Source organism: Salmonella sp. SAL4457, from assembly GCF_046548235.1.
Lineage (GTDB): Bacteria > Pseudomonadota > Gammaproteobacteria > Enterobacterales > Enterobacteriaceae > Salmonella > Salmonella enterica.
This window is the reverse complement of sequence record NZ_JBGDZO010000884.1, coordinates 1-254: the sequence shown is the minus strand read 5'-3', so window position 1 is coordinate 254 and position 254 is coordinate 1. Positions and strand designations below refer to the sequence as shown.

General features: G+C 68.1%; 1 protein-coding gene. It reads right to left on the bottom strand.

Annotation, left to right across the window (positions count from 1 at the left end; genetic code table 11):
* Window positions 1-254: MFS transporter (locus ACLJNW_RS26740; RefSeq protein WP_410961586.1), on the bottom strand; the 254-nt coding region annotated here is incomplete at both ends.

The following is a 254-nucleotide window of genomic DNA, read 5'->3' as shown; positions in this document are numbered from 1 at the left end:
CCATGGCACTGGGCATCGCCCCGCCCATTCCGATGCCGCAGACGAAGCGCGCCAGCATCAGGCTTTCCAGGGAACCGGCGAAGACCATCAGGACGGTCAGGCTGGCGTAGATCAGCACGCAGCAGAGCAACACCCGGCGGATGCCGAAGCGGTCCGCCAGCGGCGTCACCAGCAGCGAACCGACGGTCAGGCCGAACAGGTTGGCGCTGAACACCGGGCCGAACGCGGCCTTGTCCAGGCCCCATTCCTGGGCC